Origin of the sequence: Brevibacillus sp. FSL K6-0770 (assembly GCF_038000275.1) — a bacterium.
Lineage (GTDB): Bacteria > Bacillota > Bacilli > Brevibacillales > Brevibacillaceae > Brevibacillus > Brevibacillus parabrevis.
On record NZ_JBBOBQ010000001.1, the window covers coordinates 494,957 to 513,195 of the forward strand.

The 18,239-nt window shown below is 48.5% G+C and carries 16 protein-coding genes and 1 riboswitch; of the genes, 15 read left to right on the forward strand and 1 reads right to left on the reverse strand.

The annotated features are described in order from the left end of the window. The first annotated feature begins 83 nt into the window (after nt 1–83). From NST23_RS02690 to NST23_RS02715, 6 genes are all read left to right on the forward strand, one after another. Nucleotides 84–1,088: an LCP family protein gene (locus tag NST23_RS02690; RefSeq protein WP_173598090.1), complete on the forward strand. Its 1,005-nt coding sequence runs from the start codon at nt 84–86 to the stop codon at nt 1,086–1,088. A 296-nt stretch (nt 1,089–1,384) separates the two neighbouring features. Continuing rightward, on the forward strand, nt 1,385–1,735 hold the full coding sequence (locus NST23_RS02695) for a Ger(x)C family spore germination C-terminal domain-containing protein (RefSeq protein ID WP_280649134.1): 351 nt from the start codon (nt 1,385–1,387) through the stop codon (nt 1,733–1,735). Between the two features lie 105 nt (nt 1,736–1,840). Continuing rightward, nucleotides 1,841–1,960: riboswitch (SAM riboswitch) on the forward strand. A gap of 110 nt (nt 1,961–2,070) precedes the next feature. Continuing rightward, on the forward strand, nt 2,071–3,084 hold the full coding sequence (locus NST23_RS02700) for a methionine ABC transporter ATP-binding protein (protein ID WP_281869286.1): 1,014 nt from the start codon (nt 2,071–2,073) through the stop codon (nt 3,082–3,084). Further along, complete coding sequence (locus NST23_RS02705; protein ID WP_063229431.1) at nt 3,085–3,750, forward strand: methionine ABC transporter permease; 666 nt, start codon at nt 3,085–3,087, stop codon at nt 3,748–3,750. A gap of 56 nt (nt 3,751–3,806) precedes the next feature. Continuing rightward, nucleotides 3,807–4,649 (forward strand): MetQ/NlpA family ABC transporter substrate-binding protein, encoded by an 843-nt coding sequence (locus tag NST23_RS02710; RefSeq protein ID WP_122966599.1) that lies wholly within the window; start codon nt 3,807–3,809, stop codon nt 4,647–4,649. Nucleotides 4,650–4,840: 191 nt separating this feature from the next. Further along, nucleotides 4,841–6,493, forward strand: a complete 1,653-nt coding sequence (locus NST23_RS02715; protein ID WP_173598092.1) for a peptide ABC transporter substrate-binding protein — start codon at nt 4,841–4,843, stop codon at nt 6,491–6,493. Between the two features lie 72 nt (nt 6,494–6,565). Here the strand turns inward: NST23_RS02715 and NST23_RS02720 are convergent, their stop codons facing one another. Further along, a complete protein-coding gene (locus NST23_RS02720; protein WP_122966597.1) occupies nt 6,566–7,015 on the reverse strand; it encodes an SRPBCC family protein in 450 nt (149 codons plus the stop codon). A gap of 118 nt (nt 7,016–7,133) precedes the next feature. Between NST23_RS02720 and NST23_RS02725 the strand changes: the two genes are divergently transcribed. The 9 genes from NST23_RS02725 to NST23_RS02765 all read left to right on the forward strand — a co-directional run bounded on the left by NST23_RS02725 (nt 7,134) and on the right by NST23_RS02765 (nt 18,168). Further along, entirely contained in the window at nt 7,134–7,940 is an 807-nt protein-coding gene (locus tag NST23_RS02725; protein ID WP_173599866.1) for a helix-turn-helix transcriptional regulator, read from the forward strand. A gap of 281 nt (nt 7,941–8,221) precedes the next feature. After that, nucleotides 8,222–9,847: a peptide ABC transporter substrate-binding protein gene (locus NST23_RS02730; protein ID WP_122966595.1), complete on the forward strand. Its 1,626-nt coding sequence runs from the start codon at nt 8,222–8,224 to the stop codon at nt 9,845–9,847. A gap of 433 nt (nt 9,848–10,280) precedes the next feature. Then, nucleotides 10,281–11,927 (forward strand): peptide ABC transporter substrate-binding protein, encoded by a 1,647-nt coding sequence (locus NST23_RS02735; RefSeq protein ID WP_122966594.1) that lies wholly within the window; start codon nt 10,281–10,283, stop codon nt 11,925–11,927. A 180-nt stretch (nt 11,928–12,107) separates the two neighbouring features. Next, nucleotides 12,108–13,697 (forward strand): peptide ABC transporter substrate-binding protein, encoded by a 1,590-nt coding sequence (locus tag NST23_RS02740; protein ID WP_340963067.1) that lies wholly within the window; start codon nt 12,108–12,110, stop codon nt 13,695–13,697. A 111-nt stretch (nt 13,698–13,808) separates the two neighbouring features. Continuing rightward, nucleotides 13,809–14,066 carry a hypothetical protein gene (locus NST23_RS02745; RefSeq protein WP_063229439.1) on the forward strand — a complete coding sequence of 86 codons (258 nt, stop codon included), beginning with the start codon at nt 13,809–13,811 and terminating at the stop codon, nt 14,064–14,066. Nucleotides 14,067–14,216: 150 nt separating this feature from the next. Next, nucleotides 14,217–14,597 carry a hypothetical protein gene (locus tag NST23_RS02750; RefSeq protein WP_229049802.1) on the forward strand — a complete coding sequence of 127 codons (381 nt, stop codon included), beginning with the start codon at nt 14,217–14,219 and terminating at the stop codon, nt 14,595–14,597. A 186-nt stretch (nt 14,598–14,783) separates the two neighbouring features. Further along, on the forward strand, nt 14,784–16,463 hold the full coding sequence (locus NST23_RS02755; RefSeq protein WP_340963070.1) for an N-acetylmuramoyl-L-alanine amidase: 1,680 nt from the start codon (nt 14,784–14,786) through the stop codon (nt 16,461–16,463). A 14-nt stretch (nt 16,464–16,477) separates the two neighbouring features. Beyond that, the gene (locus NST23_RS02760; protein ID WP_280649130.1) at nt 16,478–17,026 is read left to right on the forward strand and encodes a GerMN domain-containing protein; all 549 of its coding nucleotides are present in this window, start codon (nt 16,478–16,480) and stop codon (nt 17,024–17,026) included. Between the two features lie 188 nt (nt 17,027–17,214). Continuing rightward, complete coding sequence (locus tag NST23_RS02765) at nt 17,215–18,168, forward strand: phosphate ABC transporter substrate-binding protein (protein WP_173598098.1); 954 nt, start codon at nt 17,215–17,217, stop codon at nt 18,166–18,168. Nucleotides 18,169–18,239 lie beyond the last annotated feature (71 nt).

Below are 18,239 nucleotides of genomic sequence, written 5' to 3' on the forward strand. Positions count from 1 at the left end.
ACATTGTAAAGATTCGAGTATACTAAACAAGTGGTGAGATGAGTTCAAGTAGATACAGAGAATAAAAGGTGGAGTAGTTCTTTATGCGAATATGGAAACGAGTGTTGCTCCTGATGCTTGTCGTGATTGCCACGACAGCGGGTTATTACGGATACTCCTTTTATGAGTTTGCTCAAAATATCCAGGCTCCTAATGTTGTTACACCTGCCCCGCCGGATGGCGGAGCCGCAACGAAAGCGGCGGAGATACCCGAGTGGGATGGTCAAGAGCGTGTGAACATCTTGCTGATGGGTGTGGATCGCAGGGGAATGAAAAATAACGGGCTTCCCCGTTCCGACTCCATGATGCTGGTCAGTATCGACCCGGCATCCAAGCGTTACGATCTGTTCTCCATTTTGCGGGATACGTATGTGGACATTCCCGGAAATGGCAGCTCGCGTATCAACTCGGCGATTGTAGACGGCGGGCCTGAGCTGGCGATGAAGACGGTCAGCCAGTTTACCGGACTTCCTGTGGATCGCTACGTCATTACCGATTTCGAAGGCTTCAAGGCGCTGATCGACGCGGTGGGCGGCGTCGAGATCGACGTAGAGAAAAACATGTATTACCATGACCCGACAGATAAAGGCGTCTACGATATCAATCTGAAAAAAGGTGTGCAGCAGTTGGATGGCAACAAGGCGTTGCAGTACGTCCGTTTCCGCCATGACGCCACATCCGACTATACGCGCACCGAGCGTCAGCGCAAATTGCTCGCCGCTGTAGCGAGCCAGATGAAGAGCGGCACATCCCTGATCCAGTTGCCGTCCATCCTCAAACAAGTGGCGCCGTACATCCAGACGAACATCAGCTCCATGGACATGCTGAAGCTGTCCGCGCTCGGCTTGAAGCTCGATACGATGCAACCGGGCAACTATCAGCTGCCGCCGATGGGAATGTTCCGGGAATCGCACAAGGCAGGAGCCGTGCTCATTCCCGACGTAGACCAGATTCAGTCGTTCATTCAGGAAAAGCTTGAGCCGCCGACTGAAACGATGCAACAAGAGGACAACAAAACAGACGACAGTACAGACAGCACGCGAATGTAGCGTGCTGTTTTTTTGCATATTTGGGCACACTATCCATGATTTTCTACAGCACAAGCACATTGGGGTGAAGGAGATGGACCAGGAGTTCCTGCATAGATGGTTTTCGCATGGCGGATGCCAAAGTCGTGTACAGCGAGCTTATTCCGAAGCTGAGGGAAATCGATCAGGATAGACTGAATATCGATCATGTCGAAAGGCACTTGGGACTGGGGAAACGAGCAAGGGCATGCGGGACAAGGCAAATTTGCAATCAGACAAAAAACCTTCAGGCGGGCAAATACGGGTGGCATTGTACAATGAGCACTTTGCGAAAAAAGACATTGGCAGCATCTCCTCCCGTTTTTGACGTGCGCGTCCGTCTGCAGGCACGAATCCTTGAACTGACGATACCGATCAAGCTGGAGGACAGCAAAATGATGAAAACGATGGAGGACGCATTGGAAAAGGAAATCGAGAAAGAACTGCAAAAAGTCGTCAAAAAATTGCAGCAACTGGACGTCGATCCGGCGGGATTTGGCATCGTCTATCGCGCCCAGCAGAGGGGATTGAAAGAGATGACGAACCGCGACTGGAGAAAAATTTTCCGGCAGGCGTCTGTTCGTTTTCATGTTCAGGCAACCATTATCCGCAACGGAGTGATAGATTAAAAAAGTTTTTCCTGGGATTGCTATTGACGGGATATTTTCAAAAAGGATATAATCCGGTTTGTATCATGAAAATATGAAAAACGAACATAATATACGTGGAAATCTTTCTTATCAAGAGAGGCGGAGGGACAGGCCCGATGAAGCCCGGCAACCGGTTCATTTTTTCGAAAATGAGCGTCGCGGTGCCAATTCCTACAAGATTGGTTGGATCTTGATAGATGAGAAGGGTGGATGCGAACGTATACATGCGTTGCAGCCCCTTTTTCGTTTATGAAAAAAGGGGCTTTCTGTTTTTCACAAGGCATGTAGACAGATTTTGCTGGGAGGTGGATGCGTTGATTCAATTGCAACAACTGCATAAAAGCTATCAAGTACAAGGCAAGACGATTCCGGCATTGCTCGGGATTGACCTTTCCATAGATAAAGGGGAAATTTACGGGATCATCGGGCATTCCGGTGCGGGGAAAAGTACCCTGATTCGTTGCATCAACCTGTTGGAGCGCCCTACGTCAGGACAAGTCGTTGTCGACGGAGTGGATTTGACCAAGCTCGATGACAGCAAGCTTCAGGAAAAGCGCCGCCAGATCGGGATGATTTTCCAACACTTTAACCTGCTGTCTTCCGCGACCGTAGGCGAGAATGTCGCTTTCCCGCTCAAGCTCGCCAATCGCTCGAAGGCTGAAATCCAGAAAAGAGTGGACGAGCTGCTCAAACTGGTCGGGCTGGAAGCGCATCGGGACAAGTACCCGTCGCAATTGTCCGGCGGTCAGAAGCAGCGCGTAGGCATCGCCCGAGCGCTGGCCAATGATCCGAAAGTGTTGCTGTGCGACGAAGCGACTTCCGCTCTCGATCCGCAGACGACGAACTCGATTCTCGCGCTCTTGCTCGATATCAACCGCAAACTGGGATTGACCATCGTGCTGATCACGCACGAAATGCACGTGATCCGTTCCATCTGCGACCGCGTAGGCGTCATCGATGGCGGAAAAATTGTCGAGTCGGGCGAGGTTCTGGATGTGTTTCTCAAGCCGCAGCATCCGACGACACAGGAATTTGTCGAGCAGGTGGCTGATTCCAGCGAGCTGCGGGAAGCAGTCGCGCACGAAAAGGCGGCAGGAAACCGCACGATTGCCCGCGTCACATTCCTGGGGGAAAAGACGTACCAGCCGATCTTGTTCCAGACGATGCAAGAAACAGGCACGGTGTTCAGCATCTTGCAAGGAACGATTTCCCGCATGAAGGATACGCCGTACGGCCAACTGGTCGTCGAGCTGGAAGGCGATGTCCGTCAAAACGAAAAAACCATCGAGACGTTGCGTCAGCGTGGCTTGGAAGTAGAGGTGATATAGATGGACTGGACTTTGGAAAATGTGGATTGGTCGGAGATCGCCGAGGGAACAATAGATACGCTGACGATGCTTGGCTTCTCGACACTGTTTACCATCCTGATTGGTTTGCCGCTGGGGATTATTTTGTTCCTGACTTCTCGCGGACAGCTTTTGCAAAACCAGGTGTTTTATGCAATTGCCTCATTCGTTGTCAATATACTGCGTTCTGTACCGTTTATCATTTTGATGATCTTGCTGATTCCTGTGACAAAAGTAATTGTGGGTACTTCACTCGGGGTACTCGGAGCGATTCCGCCGCTCGTCATCGGTGCAGCCCCGTTTTTTGCGCGGCTGGTGGAAACCTCGCTGAGAGAGGTGGATCGAGGAGTCATCGAAGCCGCGCAGTCGATGGGAGCCTCCAACTGGCAAATCATCTGGAACGTGCTGCTTCCTGAATCGCGTCCAGGTCTGGTGGCCGGGATTACGATCACGACAGTTGCCCTCGTCTCTTACACCGCGATGTCCGGCGTAATCGGCGGCGGCGGGCTGGGAGATTTGGCAATCCGCTACGGCTACCAACGCTTCCAGACAGATGTCATGATTGTTACAGTGATTATTTTGCTCGTGTTGGTCCAGATCTTGCAGTCGCTGGGGGATCGCCTGGTTATGCGATTCAGCCGCAAGTAAGGTCTTTCCATATAAGCTTTGCAGAACACAGACCAAAAAATAGGGGGAAATCATTTATGAAAAAATTAGTCGTATCTGTACTTTCTACCGTATTGGCATTTTCCTTGGCAGCGTGCGGAAGCAAAACGGAAACAGCTCCAACTCCAACTGAAGGCGGCGCACAAGGCGGACAACAGCAAGAAGTAACGTTGAAAGTAGGCGCTTCTCCGGTTCCACACGCAGCCATTTTGAAGTTCATCGCTCCAAAGCTGAAAGAACAAGGTGTTAACCTGGAAGTGAAAGAGTTTACCGATTATGTACAACCAAACGTACAGCTGAATGAAAAGCAACTGGACGCAAACTTCTTCCAGCACAAGCCTTACCTGGAAGAGTTCAATAAAGGTCAAAACATGGACTTGCAGCCAGTAATCGCCGTGCACATCGAGCCTTTCGGTGCTTACAGCAAAAAAGTAAAATCCGTTGACGAGCTGGCAGAAGGCGCAACCATTGCTTTGCCAAACGACCCGACCAATAGCGGACGCGCGCTCGCTCTGTTGGAGAAAAACGGCGTGATCAAGCTCAAAGAAGGCGCTGGCATCAGCGGAACGGTAAAAGACGTTGTAGAAAACAAGAAAAACCTGAAGTTCAAAGAAGTAGAAGCTGCTATGCTGCCACGCGTCCTGGAAGAAGTTGACCTGGCGCTGATCAACACCAACTATGCACTCGAAGCAAAACTGGTGCCGACAAAAGACGCTCTCTTCCTTGAAGACAAAGAGTCTCCATATGCGAACTTCCTGGTAGCTCGTCCAGACAACAAAGATTCCGAAGCGATCCAAAAGCTGGCGAAAGAACTGAACAGCCCAGAAGTGAAAAAGTTCATTGAAGATGAATACAAAGGTTCCATCGTTCCTGCATTCTAAGGAACAGCTAATTGATGAATCAACAAATAAACCCAATTTGGCCCGTGTGGCTGGTTGGGTTTATTTTCATTTATAAAAGTATAAATATTCGTAAAATTTAATTAAATCTCACCGAACCCCATTCTCAAGACGATTTTTGTCGAGTATATTGTGGTGGCGATAGAAAAAAATTGATAAAGGGGAAAATTCAGATGAACAAAACATTCAAACTACTTTTCGGCGTGTCGCTTGTGGCTGGAAGTATTTTGGCAGGATGTTCCGGGAATCAGGCCGCCGCTCCGCCTTCTGCACCTGCCGAGCAAAAAGCAGGAGAAGCCAAGCAGACGGCGAGCGCTGGCAAGCCGCAAGTGTTCAGGGCCAACCTGACAAGCGAGCCTTCGACGGCGGACCCTGGGCTTGCCAAGGATGCTACGTCAGGCGCGGTCGTTCGTGCTACTTTTGACGGCTTGACCAGATTAGACAAAGACGCCAAGCCGATGAACTCGGTTGCGTCGGACGTGAAAATATCCGACGACAAGCGCGTGTACACGTTTACGATTCGCGACTCGAAGTGGAGTAACGGCGATCCGGTGACAGCGCACGACTTCGAGTATGCCTGGAAGCGTGTGCTCAATCCGAAGCTGGGTGCCGAATATGCGTACCAGCTATACTACATCAAAAATGCGGAAAAGGTGCATACGGGCAAGGCGCAAGCAACCGAGCTGGGGGTAAAAGCTCTTGATGACAAAACGCTTGAAGTCACGCTAGAAAACCCGACACCATTTTTCCTGGAATTGACGGCCTTTTACACCTATTATCCTGTAGACAAAAAAGTGGCAGAAGCCAATCCGAACTGGGCGAATGAAGCAGCAACACACGTTAGCAACGGTCCGTTCAAAATGACGGGCTGGGAGCACAAGAGCAAGATTGTATTGGAAAAGAACGAAAACTACTGGGATAAAGATGCTGTCAAACTCGACCGAATCGAATTTGCCATGATCGAGGATGACAATACAGCGCTGTCCATGTTTGACAACAACGAGCTGGACTGGGCTGGTCAACCGCTTGGCGGTTTGCCGACTGATGCGATCCCGTCTTTGAAGGAAGCCGGCAAGCTGGTCGTTCATCCGAAAGCGACGATGTATTGGTACAAAATCAATACGACCAAAGGGCCGCTGAAAAATGCGAAAATCCGCAAAGCGTTGGCCTATGCGGTTGATCGCCAAAGCATCGTGGACAACATCACGCAGGTTGGACAAGTGCCGACGATGGGAATGCTGCCTCAATCGATGATTATTAAACCGGAGGGCTACTTCCGCGACAACGATGTCGAGACAGCGAAAAAGCTGTTGGCGGAAGGCATGCAAGAACTGGGTGTGACCACCTTGCCCACGATTACGATGTCCTACAACCCGACAGACAGACACAAAAAAATCGCGGAAGCCATGCAGGATCAGTGGAAACGCAATCTCGGCATCGACGTGAAGCTGGCGATCAAAGAATTTAAGGTTCACTTGCAAGATTTGCATGAACTGAATTACGAGATTGGCCGCTTGGGCTGGAATGCCGATTTCAACGATCCGATCAACTATTTGGAAATGTTCCGCGACGCGAAGACCGGAAACAACGATACGGGCTGGGAAGACGAGCGCTACAAAGAGCTTTTGAAACAGTCCGCCTTGGAGAGTGACCCGGAGAAGCGCAAGCAGCTGTTTGCGGAAGCCGAGCAAATTTTCATGGACGCCATGCCAGTCATTCCGCTCTTTACGGATGTCGACGTCTGGGTGCAAAGCGACAAGGTAAAAGGCGTACAGGTAGACGGATTGGGCTTTATCGATCTGAAGTGGGCAGAGATGGTCGAGTAGCAGGCAAAAAAACCCGGTAGCGAGAGTGCCAAGGCATGCCGCTTCCGGGGTTTCCTTTTCAAATTGTCCGGCTTAGTAGCCGAAATCCAACGTTTTTCCTGTTTCTGCATACGTCTTGATGTTGGAGAGAATCATCGGCCAATCTTGACTCGCGTTGGCGTTGGAAGGATGATTTTCGGTCCATTGGTCGTTGATCAAGGTCAGTCGTGTACATCCGCCGACAGGCTCCAGCTTGAAGGTTACGCGGCTCTGCAGTTCAGCGTGGTTGGGCCGGTAAGACGGGCCAGGATGCTCCAGGAAGCTGAAGACTTGCTGCGGCTCGAATGCCAGAACCTTTCCGTACACATGGACTGTCTCAGGGCCATCATTTCCAGGCCCGACATAAGCCAGATCGTCACCGACTTGAAAAGTGGAGCGGATGACGGAGTTGAAAAACGTGCTTTTGACTCCCTCTTCCGAAGTGAGAACGTGCCATACGCGTTCTGGGGTAGCTCCGATGTAAAAATTGAAAATATGATCCATGTCGTGCCTCCTGTTATCAATAAATTTTGAAATTGTAATCCCCAGCTGCAACTACTACTCTTAGTATAGACAGACAAAACAGGGGTGTATTGTAAAAACGCGACAGGAGGCGGACTAAATGGAAAAAAATCCGGATATGCTGCCAAAAGGCGTGCTGCATGCCGTGCTCGGCGGCAAAAAGTTTTCGCTGCAACGGTATGAGCCAAGCAAGGAGATCGGATACTTCGTTCAGCACTATTGGGTAGTCAGATGGGATTTGCGCGGACAAGCTCCTTATTCGCAAACAGTGTTGGCCCACCCCAACGTCAATCTCGTTTTTGAACAGGGGGCATCGGGAATTTTCGGAGTCGCTCCGTCCACGTCCTCCCATATGCTTGCGGGTCAAGGTCATGTATTCGGTGTAAAATTCAAGCCAGGGGGATTCTTTCCGTTTTGGCAAAAACCTGTTTCGGAGCTATACGGTACATCTACTACTATAGAAGAAGTGTTCCAGGTGGACACGGCCGCACTGGAAGCAGAAATACTCCAGTTGCCGGACGATCAGGCAATGGTTGAGCGATTCGAGCAGTTTCTGATTGAACGGCTGCCCCAGCAAGATCCGAATGTAGAAAAAATTTCTCAGTTGGTCGCAAGGATTCAGGCGGATCGGAATGTGCTGAAGGTAGAGGATGCTGTTCGACTGTCCGACATGACGTTGCGGACGATGCAGCGACTGTTTGACCGTTATGTTGGCGTCAGCCCGAAATCAGTGATTCAGCGGTATCGGCTGCACGAAGCGGCGCAACTGATTGATCAGGGAGTAGTGAGCGACTGGTTGGAGATGTCCATAGCGCTTGGCTATTACGACCACTCGCATTTCATCCGGGACTTCCGTTCCATTGTCGGAGTATCTCCACAACAATATCGACAAATCCAAAGTTTATAATTTTGAAGAAAGCCTTCCCGGCGTCGTTTGCCAAGACGGGAAGGCTTCTTTGTTTTTGCATGGGAAGAATGGCGAAAATTCCGCGGTTCGCATAGTTTTTCCGTCGCGAGGCATACTTCATTTAATGAAGAATGTGAATTTATTTCCGTTAATACAATTTGATCTTTGAATAAAACATAATTAAACTTGCTTAAAATGTCTTCAATATTACTAAAAATGCAGTATATTTGTTGAAGTAGCTTTTCCATGAGTGTTACACATACAAAAGGGGGTCAACACCAATGAAAAAAAGCGTATTCGCAGCGATGAGTTCCATCCTGGTTCTGAGTGCGGCGCTGGCTGGCTGTGGCGGCGGCGAGAAAGCAGCAGAGCAAGGAAATTCTGCTAATAGTGAAAAAACAAGCGGTCCAAAAGTTCTGCGCATGAACATGAAGAGTGAGCCACCAACGGCTGACCCTGGCTTGGCTGAGGATTCCACTTCCGGTGCTGTTTTGCGTGCGACCTTTGACGGTTTGACTCGTATTGGTGAAGATGGCAAACCACATGAATCCGTAGCGGAAAAAATTGACGTTTCTGAAGATGGACTTACTTATACATTCCACCTGCGTGACAGCAAATGGAGCAACGGCGATGCTGTTACAGCAAAAGACTTTGAATACGCTTGGAAGCGAGCGCTCGATCCGAAACTCGGTTCTACCTACGCTTACCAACTGTACTACCTGAAAAACGCGGAAGAGTACAACACAGGCAAAGCGAAAGCTGAAGACGTGGGCGTAAAAGCAAGTGACGACAAAACACTTGTTGTTACTTTGAAAAACCCGACTCCGTTCTTCCTGGAGCTGACTGCTTTCTACACGTACTTCCCAGTGAACCAAAAAGTGGTTGAAGGAACGCAAAACTGGGCAGGCGACGCGAAAACTCACGTAGGTAACGGTCCGTTCAAGATCGATACTTGGGAGCACAAAAGCAAGCTGATTCTCGCGAAAAACGAGAACTACTGGGATAAAGATGCTGTAAAACTGGACAAGATCGATTTCTCCATGGTTGAGGATGAAAACACGGAGCTGTCCATGTTTGACAACGGCGATCTGGATTGGGCAGGTGCTCCAACTTCCGCACTGCCAACAGACGCGATTCCGGCTCTGAAAGACTCCGGAAAAATGCAAACGCATGCGATTGCGGGCACGTACCTGTACAAATTCAATACAGAGAAACCGCCGTTCAACAATGCGAAAATCCGTAAAGCGTTCGCTTATGCGATCGACCGTCAAACAATCATCGACAACGTAACACAAGCAAACCAAGAACCGGCAATGGGTCTGGTGCCTCCAACGATGGCAGTAGCATCTAGCCCGTACTTCAAAGATAACGATGTAGAAACAGCGAAAAAATTGCTGGAAGAAGGTATGAAAGAGGAAGGCATCACCAAGCTGCCAACTCTGACTCTTTCCTATAATACATCCGAAGGTCACAAGAAAATTGCCGAAGCAATCCAGGACCAATGGAAAAAAGCTCTTGGCGTAGAAGTGAAGCTGGAGAACAAAGAGTGGAAAGTATTCCTGGATGACCTGCACCAAGGTAAATTCCAAATCGCTCGTTCCAGCTGGACTGGCGACTACAACGATCCGTACACATTCCTGGATCTGTTCAAGCTGAAAAAAGGCAGCAACAACGATACCAACTGGGAAAGTCCGAAGTATCAAGAGCTGCTGAACAAATCTGCGGTTGAAAAAGACCCTGAGAAGCGCAAACAAATCTTGGCAGAAGCAGAAGCATTGTTCATGGACGAAATGCCAGCTGCGCCAATCTACTACTACACTCATTCCTACGTGAAGAGCGACAAGGTAAAAGGTGTTGTTCTGGACGGTCTGGGCTTCGTAGACTGGAAATGGGCAGACATTCAATAATAGCAAAGAATGAAAGAGGAGCGATCAGCTCCTCTTTTTTTGTTGAATGCGGAGGGAAATCGCCGTCAAAGCTTGTCGAGTTTGTTCATCCATAAAGAAAACAGAATAGAGGGCAATGAGAAAAATAAAAATTTGTAAAATTCCAAATAAAAAATGAGTTTGATAGCGACACGCATCAATAAGCCATTTTGGGCAGGATCGCCAAGAGTGTTGTGAGAAGAAGTGCGACAAAACCGCGCCAAATCAACGTTTTCCAGATGAGAATAAAGACGTCGAGCACTTGCTATTATATTTTTCCAATAAATTATTTTTTATAAAAGATTAAACATCTTTATAAATAAATAAAAATTTATTAAATCATTCTAAAACATATTTAAAAATAATATAAAACCATGTATATTGATAAAAGATTTAGAAAAGGGGGATTACTTGTATGAAAAAGAATGTTTTCGTAGCAATGAGTTCTATCCTCGTTCTTGGTGCGGCACTTGCAGGATGCGGTGGCGGTAACCAAGCAGCGCCAGCAGATAATAATGCAGCAGCAGGTAACAAAACGGAAACTCCTGCTCCAGCAGCTGGACCAAAAGTACTGAAATTGAACCTGCACTCCGAGCCGCCAACAGCTGACCCTGGTATTGCGGAAGATACAACTTCCAGCACGATCATCACAGCTACTTTTGAAGGTTTGACTCGTGTAGGTAAAGATAACAAAGTACATGAAGCAGCAGCTGAAAAAATTGAGATTTCTCCAGACGGTAAAAAATATACATTCAAAATCCGCGATGCTAAATGGAGCAACGGCGATGCTGTATCCGCAAAAGACTTCGAATTTGCTTGGAAACGCGCGCTCGATCCGAAAACAGCTTCCAACTACGCTTACCAACTGTACTATGTGAAGGGTGCTGAAGCCTTCAACAAAGGTACTGGTAAAGTAGAAGATGTAGGCGTAAAAGCAATTGATGACAAAACACTGGAAGTTGAACTGACTAACCCAACTCCATTCTTCCTGGAACTGGTAGCGTTCAAAACATACTTCCCAGTTCACCAAAAAACAGTTGAAGGCAACGACAAATGGGCTACTGATGCGAAAACAATCGTTGGTAACGGTCCATTCAAAATGGAAACTTGGGAACATAAGAGCAAACTGGTTGTTGTGAAAAACGACAACTACTGGGATAAAGACAACGTAAAACTGGACAAAATCGAGTTCTCCATGGTAGAAGATGAGAACACTGAGCTGTCCATGTATGAAAATGGCGAACTGGATTGGGCAGGTGCTCCAACTTCCGCATTGCCAACAGACGCAATTCCGGCTCTGAAAGATTCCGGAAAAATGACAACTCAACCGATCGCAGGTACTTATTTCTACCGTTTCAACACAGAAAAAGCACCTTTCAACAACGTGAAAATCCGTAAAGCGTTTGCTTACGCGATCGATCGTCAAAGCCTGATCGACAACATCCTGCAAGCTGGTCAATTGCCAGCAACAGGCTATGTGCCACCGAGCATGGCTCTGAACAAAGACGGCTACTTCAAGGACAAAGACCTCGATGCAGCGAAAAAATTGCTGGAAGAAGGTATGAAGGAAGCAGGTATCAGCAAACTGCCAACCCTGACACTTTCCTACAACACTTCCGAAGGTCACAAAAAGATCGCAGAAGCGATTCAAGACCAATGGAAGAAAAACCTCGGCGTAGACGTGAAACTCGAAAACAAAGAGTGGAAAGTATACCTGGATGATGTACACCAAGGTAAATACCAAGTAGCTCGCGCTGGTTGGCTGGGTGACTTCAACGATCCAATCAACTTCCTGGAAATGTTCAAAGAAAAAGACGGCGGAAACAACGATACTCGTTGGGAAAATCCGAAGTACAAAGAGCTGCTGAACCAATCCGCTCTGGAACAAGATCCAGAAAAACGTAAAGCAATCTTGGCAGAAGCTGAGCAAATCCTGATGGATGAAATGCCAATCATGCCAATCTACTACTACACTCAATCTTGGGTTAAAAACGACAAGGTTGACGGCGTAATCATCGACGGTCTGGGTGCTGTTGACTACAAATACGCTGACATCAAGTAATCATTGAAGAGATGCAACTGATATAAGGAAGAGGGGCGTTTTTAACGCTTCTCTTCTTTTTTTGCGGCAAGCGGTCGGCGAGCATGGCGCAATCCTTTTATTAGAAAAATCACCCAAAAAATCCCTCTCGCTTGTATACTGATGGTAGAAGTCCATATAAAAAAATAAGGAGTTTTGATCGTGAAAAAAAGCGTAGTAGCAGTTACAAGCGCAATGCTGATTGTTGGGGGAAGCTTGGCAGGGTATGCGGATGCCGGACAAGCGGCGGAGCCGAAGGTGCTCAGGATGAATATGAACTCGAACCCGCCGACTGTGGACCCGGGGATCGCGGAAGATTCAACGTCAGGAGCAGTAACTAGGGCAATTTTCGAGGGATTGACCCGTGTAGGCAAAGATGGAAAAATTCATGAAGCAGCAGCGGAAAGCTATACGGTTTCTGCTGACGGCAAAACCTATACATTTAAAATCCGTCCATCTAAGTGGAGCAATGGCGATCCGGTAACTGCTCATGACTTCGAATATGCTTGGAAACGCGCGCTGAACCCTGAGACAGCATCGAGTTATGCTTACCAGCTATACTATTTGAAAGGCGCGGAAGCTTACAATCAAGGTAACGGAAAAGCGGAGGAAGTAGGAGTCAAAGCCATAGATGCGACAACCTTGGCCGTGGAGCTAACCGCTCCAGCCCCGTTCTTCACGGAACTGACAACTTTCTACACCTATTACCCCGTAAATAAAAAAGTAGTGGAAGCAAACGCACGATGGGCGCTTGACCCCAAAACGATTGTAGGGAACGGCCCTTTTCAAATCGAGACTTGGAAGCCCCAGCACCAGATGATTCTGGCTAAAAACCAGAACTACTGGGATAAAGGGAACGTAAAATTGGACAAGATTCATTTTTCCATGATAGAAGACGAACTGGTAGAGCTGACGATGTTTCGCAACGGAGATCTAGATTGGGCAGGAGCTCCTTTGTCCCAAATCCCACTTGATCTCGAGTTGGATTTGGGATCACCTCCGATACTTAACACTCAAGCGATAGCAGGCACTTATTTTTATCGCTTCAACACCAAGCAAGCTCCTTTTCATAATGTCAAAATCCGTAAAGCTTTTGCTTATGCGCTGGATCGGCAGGGGTTGATAGAAGCAATGTGGATGAATGTCCTTCCCGCCACAGGTTATGTGCCGTCGAGCATGGGGCTTAAAGCTGAGGGTTACTTCAAAGACAATGACATAGAAACAGCGAAACAGCTTCTCCAAGAAGGAATGAAAGAAGCAGGAATCAGCAAACTCCCTCCCATCACCATTTCCTACAACACATCCCAAAGTCATAAAAAAATTGCAGAAGTGATCCAATATCAATGGAAAAACAATCTTGGCGTAGAGGTGAAGTTGGAAAACACCGAATGGAAAAAATTTCTGGAAGATGTCCACCAAAGCAAATATCAAATATCCCGCTTTGGCTGGCTCGCCGACTTCAACGATCCGATCAACTTTTTGGAGATGTTCAAGGACAAAGACGGTGGGCACAATGACACGGGTTGGGAAAATCCGCAGTATAAAGAACTGCTGAACCAGTCGGCAAAAGAGCAGGACCCGCAAAAACGCAAAGCGATTCTCGCCAAGGCCGAGCAAATCCTCATGGACGAAATGCCGATCATGCCGATCTATTATTATTCACAAAATTGGCTGCAAAGCAAAAATGTCGATGGAGTGGTTATGGACGGCTTGGGAATGATCGACTTCAAATACGCAGATATCAAGCCTTAATCTGCGGATGCCCTTCTTTCTTTTTTTCCAACGCATGGACAAATGACCAATCCATTGTGCTCCTGGCTACATAGAGTAAAAAGGAACAAACTGCAACCAGGGGGGATCGCTGTGGATATTGGCAAATTGCTCAGCATTGTAAGGTCAATTCCCAAAGACAAGCTGAAAACGGACGCAGGATTGAAAGAGGTCATTCGCGATTTGGGCAAAAAAGCGGGCAAAAACTTCTCAGACAAGGAACTGAACGGATATGTGGCGCAGTTTCGGCAAATGTCCAAGACCGAAAACGTCGGGAGCCTGCTGAATAAGCTGTCCAAAAAAGGCGTTAATTCCAAAGACATCGACAACCTGAAAAAGCGCTTTAAATAAAGGGGGGGGCTTATCTAGGAGGGAGGTGGGATTATCGCTGCCAAGACCCGAAGGAAAAAGAAGCAGGCCGTCTCCCAGGGCCAACTGTTAGAGACGATGCACAGGCTGGCTGATGCGCATGATGTGAGCAATGCCCAGGTGATGCGCGAGATGAACCAGATGAAGCAAGAGTTGCAGGATATGAAGGACACGCTTGGAAGACTGAAGGCTACGCCCAGTCTGGGACCGCGGCGCAGCATTTTGTTCGGTGGACGCCAGCGTCCGGTTCCTGTACAGTCCGCCCCGGAGAAACCGAAGCCTGCGATCTCGATTGAAGATTTGCTGCCGTTATTGCCGCACTTGAGCGGGGCTATTCCCCAACTGAAGAACCCGAAAGTAGCGGATTCAATCAAAGTTCTGTCAAATCCGGCTGTCATGTCCATGATTCAGCAGTTTATTGCCAGCGGGGGCTTGAATATGCTGAAAGGGCAGGGACCCGTTCAGGAAGTAAGCAGAAGAGAAAGGCGCGGCTTGTCGCGCTTCCTTCGATAGAACAAGCAGGATCAGACACGATTCTCTCTCAAAAGACTGCCTCTTTGTCAAAAAAGAGCAGTCTTTTGTCTTTTTGGTACGAAAAGACTATAAACTTTACAGATTCACTAGCGTCTAATAGAATGGTGAACGTTGCACAATGGGCTAACGCCACATAACAAATCAGACATCACGGAGGAGGTCAGGATGAAAAGACGATTTTACCCTCTGCTTCTGGCGCTGCTGCTGGTCCTGCTGCTTATCCCCGGTTGGCCGGCTGCGGCAAGTAGTGCAACTGAGGAGACCGTCAGCTTAATGATTGGTGGACAAGCAGTTACCCCGGATGTACCGCCATTGATCAAAAGCGGGCGGACATTGGTTCCTGTCCGTGTCATCGCAGAAGGTCTGGGCGCAGATGTCGCCTGGAATGAAGCGACCCGGACAGCTGTTATTACGAAGGGATCTCAGCAGCTTTCCCTCACGCTGGACTCGCGCACGGCGCAACTGAACGGAAAACAGGTCAAGCTGGATACAGCCCCTGTCATTTCCCAGAAACGCATGCTGCTGCCTTTGCGATTTGTCGGGGAATCGCTTGGAATCACAGTAGGTTGGGACAGCAGTTCCCGTACCGTCATTGCCAATGAGACGCCGCAAGTGACATTGAACGGACGCGCTCCTGAAAAAGCGATCAAGCTGTACCAGGTGTCTGACACGATGTATGTGGCTGCCGATGCAGTGGCAGAACAAGTCGGGCAAAAAGGCTTTGCCTGGAGTCGCCCAGAGCGCGGCATGACGATCGACAGCCAGCTGGTTCTCCCGTTGAAGCAAGTGGAAGACGAACTGGGCGGGTCGATTGACTGGAACCAGAAAAAGAACTTGGTCGAGATTGAAAGACTTAATCATCTGACAGGTGTTGAGCAAGATGGGGATCGCGTACATATTAATATGAAGCTGCCTGTACAGGCGAACGCTTTTGTACTGACAGGCCCCCATCGCATTGTGCTGGATCTTCCCCAAACGGCTTTGACAGATGATTTGGTGGAAGAGTTGAAGCAAAAGGAACAAGCAGCGAGCATGGGAGAGTCTGAGGATCGACAGCAGGCTGCTTCCGCAGATGACGAGGACGAACAGAGTGCAGAAGACTCCGATTCTTATAACGATGAGCAGCAGGAAGCCGCGAGTGTGCCGGAGGAAGAGCCGCTCATCGCCAGCCTTCGCTACAGCCAGTACAGTGCTTCTCCCGAGACGGTTCGCGTCGTCATTGAGTTGAACCAGAAGAGCGCGTATAATCTGGCGTATACGAAAGACGGTATCGAAGTGAAGCTTACCCCAAAACCTAAAAAGACAGGCTACCTCATCGTAGTCGATGCTGGTCATGGGGGAAAAGACCCTGGAACGTTGGGCGTGGCAGGCAACCACGAAAAAGATTACAATCTGGCTGTCGCAAACAAGCTAATAGCCTTGTTGAAACAATATCCGGAGTTTCAGGTAGTTCCGGTGCGTACGACAGATGTATTCTATGAGCTGTCAGAGCGGGTGGCGATTGCCAACGAGATGGATGCGGATCTGTTCCTGTCCATCCACGCCAACGCATTCCCGAAACCGACGACAGGCGGAACGGAAACGTTCTATTACAATGCAAACAGCAAAACATTTGCGCAAGTCGTTCACAAGTATTTGCAAGGTGCTACGCAGTTCCCGGATCGGGGCGTCAAGGCAAGCGGCTTTTACGTCATCAAAAACACCAAAATGCCGGCTGTCCTGACAGAGACAGGCTTCCTGTCCAACCCGCAAGAGAATGCGTTGCTTACCTCATCGGAATTTCAGGACAAAATCGCGAAAGCCCTTGCTGCGGCTATTCGTGAATACTATCAGTCTTATCAGTAAGGGAGGCTTTCACGATGAAAAAAAGTCTGATGATCGGGGTGGCAGCTTTTGCTGTGTTGCTTCTGGCTGGTTGCGGACAAAATGCAACGCCTGCACCGCAGCCGACAACACCTGTTGAACAGCCATCCGGCAATAAAACAGACCCATCGACTACAGAGCCGACACTGAAAAAACAGCTCGTGACCGTCTACTACTCCGACAGCGATCTGATGGAGCTGCAAAAAGAAGAACAGGAAATCTCGTTTGCAGAAGACATCGAGAAGTACAAGAAAACACTCGCGCTGCTTGGGAAGCCAGTGAAGGCAGATGCTCATTTTCCGCTCTGGAAAGACTTCCAATACCATTCGTTGACGTTTGCTGACGGCACGTTGACGATTGATGCGGATAGCAAAAACCAGTACAACCTCGGTTCCAGCGGCGAAGGAATGGCAGTGGACTCGCTGAAAGAAACCTTTTTTCAATTCCCGGAAGTAAAACAAATCGTCATCCTGGAAGACGGCAAGAAAACGGAATCGTTGATGGGGCATGTCGATATATCGCAGCCTTTGACCCGCGACAAATAAATAGTTAACCGCAAGCAAAAGGCGGCACAACCTGATTGAACAGGATGTGCCGCCTTTTATACATTTGCCCGACCATCTTTAAAAAAGCTTAACAATGGCATCACAATCCTACAACATTCGACCTGTATAGTTTGTACTTGTAAGAGAGAAAAAAACAAACCGAACCTTTTAAGGAGGATTTTCATCCAATGAAAAAACTCAGCAAAATGTTAATGGCGCTGACATTTGTAGGAGCATTGCTCGCAGGTTGTGGAAGCAACAATGCGGCTCCAGCACCACAGCAACCAGCGCAACAACCGGCGCAGCAACCAGCTACTCCGGCTCCGGAACAAAACAACTCTGGTTCGACAACAACTACATCGGGTGAACCGATCACTGCAGTTGGTTCTACCGCTTTGCAGCCTCTGGTCGAGCAAACGGCCAAAGACTTTATGGCAAAAAATCAAGGTGTGCAAATCCAAGTTCAAGGCGGAGGAAGCGGTACAGGTCTGAGCCAAGTAGCAAGCGGCGCAGCAACAATCGGTAACTCCGACATCTTCGCAGAAGAGAAAAAAGGCATTCCGGCAAACGAACTGGTTGACCATAGAGTAGCAGTTGTTGGTATGGCAGCAGCGGTTAGCCCGAAAGTAAAAGTAGACAACCTGACCAAGCAACAACTGATCGACATCTTCACTGGCAAAATCACCAACTGGAAAGATGTTGGCGGCGACGATATGAAGATCACGCTGGTAAACCGTCCAAAGTCTTCCGGAACCCGTGCAACATTCAGCAAATTCGCACTGGACGGAAAAGAAGAAGCAGAAGGCATCACAGAGGATTCCTCGGGTACCGTTCGCAAAATCATCGCGGAAACTCCTGGCGCAATCGGCTACCTGGCTCTGTCCTACTTCAATGACTCCGTAAAAGCATTGAAACTCGACGGTGTAGAAGCAAACGCAGAAAACATTGCATCGAACAAATACCCAGTGTGGGCATATGAGCACATGTATACAAAAGGCGAGCCAACTGGCAACGCAAAAGCTTTCCTGGAGTTCATCCTGTCTGAAGAAGTACAAAAGAAAACTATTACTGAACTGGGCTTCCTGCCAATCACAGATATGAAAGTAGAACGTGATGCAGAAGGCAAAGTAACGCAAAAATAAGACACTCACGGGTCAACAGCAAAATAGAGGGGTGGGGGGGCCTTACCCCTCATTTTGCTTGCTCGAAAGCC